The organism is Aeromicrobium sp. (genome assembly GCF_014378035.1).
Classification (GTDB): Bacteria; Actinomycetota; Actinomycetes; order Propionibacteriales; family Nocardioidaceae; genus Aeromicrobium.
The window spans coordinates 1-5,165 of the sequence record NZ_JACMOM010000386.1; the positions used below are offsets into that span (position 1 = coordinate 1).

Consider the following 5,165-nt stretch of genomic DNA (forward strand, 5'->3'; position numbering starts at 1 on the left):
CGGGGTCGGCAGCGTCACGTCGCTCAAGAAGTTGCTGGGGCCCCTGTTCAGTGCCCTCGACAAGCTGCAGATCGGTGCCTTCGCGGTCGCGGCGATGCTCTTGGTCGCCGCCGTGCTGCAGGTGTCCACGACGATTCGCATGACGGCGTACGCGCGACGGCGGGAGATCGGCATCATGCGACTGGTCGGTGCCTCAAGCTGGCACATCCAGCTGCCGTTCATCCTCGAGTCGATGCTGGCGGCGCTGATATCGGCGGCCCTCGCGGGGGCCGGACTCGCAGGCTTCATGTACTTCGTCGTCTACGGCTACCTGCGCAACACCCTTGGGCAGATCACCACGTGGGTCGGGTGGGGTGACGCGGTGCACGTCGTGGGGCTCACGACCGTCTTCGCGCTGCTGCTGGCCCTGATACCGACACTCCTGTTGACGCGCAAATACCTTGACGTCTGATGTTGGTAGCCTAAAGTCGGGCTTCACAGTTACATCGGCAGTCTTCGGAACCCGAAGAACCTTCTCCCAAGGTCGAGGTCATGTTCACCAGCACGCGCAAGGCGGCGTTCGCAGCGTTGCTCGCGACGGTTCTCGTCGCCACCCTGACGTCGCCGTCGTTCGCCGACAAGAAGGATGACCTCCAGAAGCAGAAGAGGCAGGCGAGCGGCGCAGCGGCCGATGCCAAGAAGGACCTCGACGCGTCGACCAAGGAGTTCGTCCGGGCGGCTACCGCCCTCAAGGCCGCGCAGGGCAAGCTTGACACCGCGCAGGCGACGCTTGGTGGAACGCGCGGTCGGCTCGCGACCGCGAAGGCGCGGGACGCGCAGATGCAGGCCCGCCTCGACCAGAGCCAGGCGGATCTCGTGGTGGCGCGGGCCAAGCTCGACAAGGGTCAGAAGGACCTCCGGACGTCCGAGCGCGCTGTCGAGCAGTTCGCCGTCGAGCAGATCGAGTCAGGCGACCCGGGACTTCGGGCATTCAGCGGGCTCCTGCAGGGTGAGGATCCGGGGGCGTTCGCCGAGGAGGTCACTCTCAACCATGCCGTGAGCGACGACCAGGTCGCCACGATGCAGCGGCTCGACTCGACGCGAGTCATCCTCAAGCTGAACCGCCAGAAGGTGAAGAAGCTCCGGGACGAGGTCAAGGGTCAGCGCGAGGAGGCAGCGGCCAACCTCGTGGAGAAGAATCGTCTGGAGGTGGCGGCCGAGGGTCAGGCCCAGCAGGTCACCGAGCTCGTGGTCGCCCGTACGGGAGCACGCAACTCCGCCGGTCAGGCGCGCCGCGAAGATGATCGCCGGTACCGCGAGCAGGTGGCAGAGTCTTCCCGCCTGAGTGCCCAGCTCCGCGCGCTGGCGCCCAAACGGGTCAAGAGCGGCGGCAAGGGCTCCGGTGGTGACAAGGGAGGGACGCTGTCCTACCCGGTCAACGGCCCGATCACCTCGCCGTACGGCATGCGAAAGCACCCTGTCACCGGCGTCTACAAGCTGCACGACGGTACCGACTTCGGCGTCCCGTGCGGTACCCCGGTGCATGCGGCGGCCGGCGGAACGATCATCCAGCAGTACTTCAACGCCGCCTACGGGAATCGGGTCATCCTCGACAATGGGGTCAAGCGAGGCGTCAGCGTGGTCACGACCTACAACCACCTCTCGCGCTTCGCGGTGAGCAGCGGCAGCAAGGTCAAGCGCGGTCAGCTCATCGCCTACTCCGGCACCACGGGCTACTCCACCGGCTGCCACCTGCACTTCATGGTGATCGCCAACGGATTCACGGTGAACCCCATCGGCTGGCTATAGCTCCCGATCCCCGGGGACGACGGGCTCGCGGCTGATGCGCGTCCGGGTGGCACAATGGGCGGGTGGCCAAGGAAACCGGGCGCAAGCTCGTTGCGCAGAACAGGAAGGCGCGCCACGACTATCACATCGAGGACACCTTCGAGGCCGGTCTGGTCCTCACAGGGACCGAGGTGAAGTCGTTGCGTGCCGGTCGAGCATCCCTTGTCGACGGCTTCGGTGAGATCGAGCGCGGCGAGGCGTGGCTGCTGCACGTGCACATCCCGGAGTACACGCAGGGCACCTGGACAAACCACGAGACCCGCCGCCGCCGCAAGATGCTCCTCAACCGCCAGGAGATTGTCCGCATCGAGAGGCGTACGACCGAGAAGGGTCTGACGATCGTTCCTCTCTCGCTGTACTTCGTCGACGGCCGCGCCAAGGTCGAGATTGCTCTGGCGCGCGGCAAGAAGACCTACGACAAGCGCCACGCGATCGCCGAGCGGACGGCCACTCGTGAGGCCGAGCGCGACCACGGGCGGCGGCTCAAGGGCATGCACTGATGGACGGCTCGACGCCCTCGCGTGATGAGGACCTGCCCGCATACGTTGCGCAGCTGGGGCTGCCGGGCATCGTCGACGTGCACACCCACTTCATGGCGCCGCAGATCACGGCGAAGGTGCGGGCGTACTTCGACTCCGCCGGGCCGTTGCTCGGCCGCGAGTGGCCGATCCGCTACCGGGGCACCGACGACGAGAATGTCGAGCACCTGCGGTCGGTGGGCGTCACGAAGTTCTCGGCGTTGTCGTACGCCCACAAGCCGGGCATTGCACCGTTCATGAACGACTGGACCCTCGACTTCGCCTCGCGGACGCCCGGGGCCTTGCGTTCCGCCACGTTCTACCCCGAGCCGGAGGCGCAGACCTACGTGCCTGCCCTCATCGCTGCGGGTGTCGAGGTGTTCAAGGTTCACGTCCAGGTGGGTGACTTCGCGCCCAACGACCCGTTGCTCGAGCCAGTGTGGGGGGCGCTGGCTGACAGCGGAACGCCGATTGTCCTGCACGCCGGATCGGGTCCCTCCCCGGGTGCGCACACCGGGCCGGATGCGGTGGCCGACGTCTTGTCGCGTCATCCCGACCTCGCGCTCGTGATCGCGCACCTCGGCATGCCCGAGTTCGCCGAGTTCCTCGACCTGGCCGACCAATACCAGCACGTCCGGCTCGACACCACGATGGCGTTCGTCGATTTCTGGGGGCTGCCTGTGCCTGACGGCATACTCCCTCGGCTGCGCGGGATGCAGGACAAGATCTTGTTCGGCACAGACTTCCCGAACATCCCGTACGCCTACGCGCACCAGGTCGAGGCGCTCGAGCGGTTGGACCTCGGCGACGACTGGATGCGGAGCGTGCTCTGGCACAACGGCGCCGAGCTGTTCAGCGTCAACGGGTGAGGCTCGCGAGCACGCAGGGACGGTGGCTGCTCGCGGCGATGATCCTGGGCTCGGGCATGGCCTTCCTTGACGGATCGATCGTGGGGCTCGCGCTCCCGGCGATCGACCGTGACCTTCACGGAGGGGTCTCGGGGTTGCAGTGGACGATCGTCGCCTACACGCTGACGCTTGCCGCGCTGATCCTCGTCGGTGGGGCGCTGGGCGACCGGCACGGTCGGCGCAGGGTGTACGTCATCGGCGTCTCATGGTTCGCCATCGCCTCGATGCTGTGTGCGGTGTCGCCGACGATCGAGGTGCTGGTGGTGGCCCGTGGACTGCAGGGCGTGGGCGCCGCCCTGCTCACACCCGGCAGCCTGGCGATCATCTCGGCATCGTTCGTCCTTGAGGACCGCGGCCGCGCGATCGGCCTGTGGTCAGGTCTGGCCGGTGTGACGACGGCAATCGGTCCGCTGTTGGGCGGCACCCTCGTCGACGCCGTCGGGTGGCGGTCGATCTTCTGGCTCAACGTCCCGCTCGCCGCGACGGTGATCTGGCTGTCGGTCAAGCACGTCCCGGAGACCAGGGGTGAGCAGAAGAATCTCGACCTCGGCGGATCGGCACTCGCGGCATCTGGGCTGGCGGCCCTGACCTACGGACTCGTTGACAAGTGGTGGCTGCCCGCCGCGATCGGCGGGATGCTGATGGTGGTGTTCGTGATCCACCAGAAGGTGACGCCACACGCGCTCGTGCCGCTCAGCCTGTTCGCCGACCGCATCTTCACGGCGGCCAACATCTGTACCTTCGCCATCTACGGTGCCCTGGCCGCTTCGTTGTTCCTGTTGGTGCTGCAGCTGCAGTACGTCGCCGGATTCTCCCCGCTGGAGGCCGGCCTCGCGACGATGCCCATGACGATCATCATGTTGCTGTTCTCCTCGCGAGCCGGCGCCCTCGGCTCACGGATCGGGCCGCGCTGGCCGATGACGTTCGGCCCTCTCGTGGCAGCCACGGGGATGCTCCTCTGGCTGCGAATCGACGAGAGCACGAGCTTCGTGCTCGACGTGCTGCCGGGGTCGATCGTCTTCGGCACCGGTCTCACCCTTCTGGTGGCACCGCTGACCACGGCCGTGCTGGCTGCTGCGCCCGACTCGCAGACCGGTATCGCCTCGGGGATCAACAACGCTGTAGCCCGCACGGCATCGTTGCTCGCGGTGGCGGCGATACCGCCCCTTGCCGGCATTGCGGGGAAGGACTTTGCCGACCCGGCCGTCTTCGGACCGGGATTCAACACCGGGATGCTCATGTGCGTGGGCATGCTCGTGGTTGCGGCCACCTGTGCCGCGTTGCTGATCCACGGCCCGAAGGTCAGCCCACGCGCGTTGACGTCGGGCGCGTAGCGGGCCGCCTCCTGTCGTCGGTGCGGGGCACCCGGCTCGTGTCGACCGGCGTGGAGACGAGAGGTTGGTCTCTCATCGAGAAGGTCGGTGCAGCTAGGGCCCCCGGCACACTTTTCCGTTGTCGTACCTGGGGAGTAGACTAAAGGTGTTGCTTCGGCAGCGATTGACAACTCAAGAGGGGCTGATCGGTTTCGACTAAGGTCGTTCGATTCAGGTGAAGCGGGTAGAGGATCCAGGGTTATCTCTCAAACGATCTCTGGAAACCAACAAGTGCCGATTCAAAGCGCACTGACTTCGCCCTCGCTGCTTAAGCGATAGGTGAAGGGCTGGCCCGGGGGCGTTCCCGCTCCGGATCGCCAGTCTCATTTAGGGGACTTGCTGATCACACGGCGTCGCAGCGTGTGGTCGGGACTTTTCTGCGGCTGAGCCTGTCGGCGACGCGTTTGTCCGAGCGCCGGGGCTGAGAAAAGCGTCAGACGAACTGCACCCGGAGAAGCCCTGACTCAGCGCCATAGGACCCGGGTTCGATTCCCGGCAGCTCCACGAATGACGGAAGCCCCGTCGCCCCAGCATGGGGC

The 5,165-nt window shown here is 66.5% G+C and carries 5 protein-coding genes and 1 other RNA gene; all 6 read left to right on the forward strand.

What is annotated here, in order from left to right:
• On the forward strand, positions 1–451 hold a 451-nt coding region (locus tag H7290_RS20585; protein ID WP_290515887.1), incomplete at its 5' end, for an FtsX-like permease family protein.
• 80 nt (positions 452–531) lie between these two features.
• A complete protein-coding gene (locus tag H7290_RS20590; protein WP_290515888.1) occupies positions 532–1,788 on the forward strand; it encodes a M23 family metallopeptidase in 1,257 nt (418 codons plus the stop codon).
• 62 nt (positions 1,789–1,850) lie between these two features.
• Positions 1,851–2,327 (forward strand): SsrA-binding protein SmpB, encoded by a 477-nt coding sequence (smpB, locus tag H7290_RS20595; protein ID WP_290515889.1) that lies wholly within the window; start codon positions 1,851–1,853, stop codon positions 2,325–2,327.
• A complete protein-coding gene (locus tag H7290_RS20600; RefSeq protein ID WP_290515890.1) occupies positions 2,327–3,214 on the forward strand; it encodes an amidohydrolase family protein in 888 nt (295 codons plus the stop codon). Before smpB ends, H7290_RS20600 begins: the two co-directional genes overlap by 1 nt.
• On the forward strand, positions 3,211–4,587 hold the full coding sequence (locus H7290_RS20605; RefSeq protein ID WP_290515891.1) for an MFS transporter: 1,377 nt from the start codon (positions 3,211–3,213) through the stop codon (positions 4,585–4,587). The genes H7290_RS20600 and H7290_RS20605 overlap by 4 nt, the downstream gene beginning before the upstream one ends.
• A 177-nt stretch (positions 4,588–4,764) precedes the next feature.
• Positions 4,765–5,133: a transfer-messenger RNA gene (gene ssrA, locus H7290_RS20610) on the forward strand.
• Positions 5,134–5,165: the final 32 nt, after the last annotated feature.

Excerpts from the sequence above, each read along its gene's own strand:
- H7290_RS20600 (WP_290515890.1), top strand. The coding sequence starts at position 2,327 with ATGGACGGCTCGACGCCCTCGCGTGATGAGGACCTGCCCGCATACGTT.
- H7290_RS20590 (WP_290515888.1), top strand. The coding sequence starts at position 532 with ATGTTCACCAGCACGCGCAAGGCGGCGTTCGCAGCGTTGCTCGCGACG.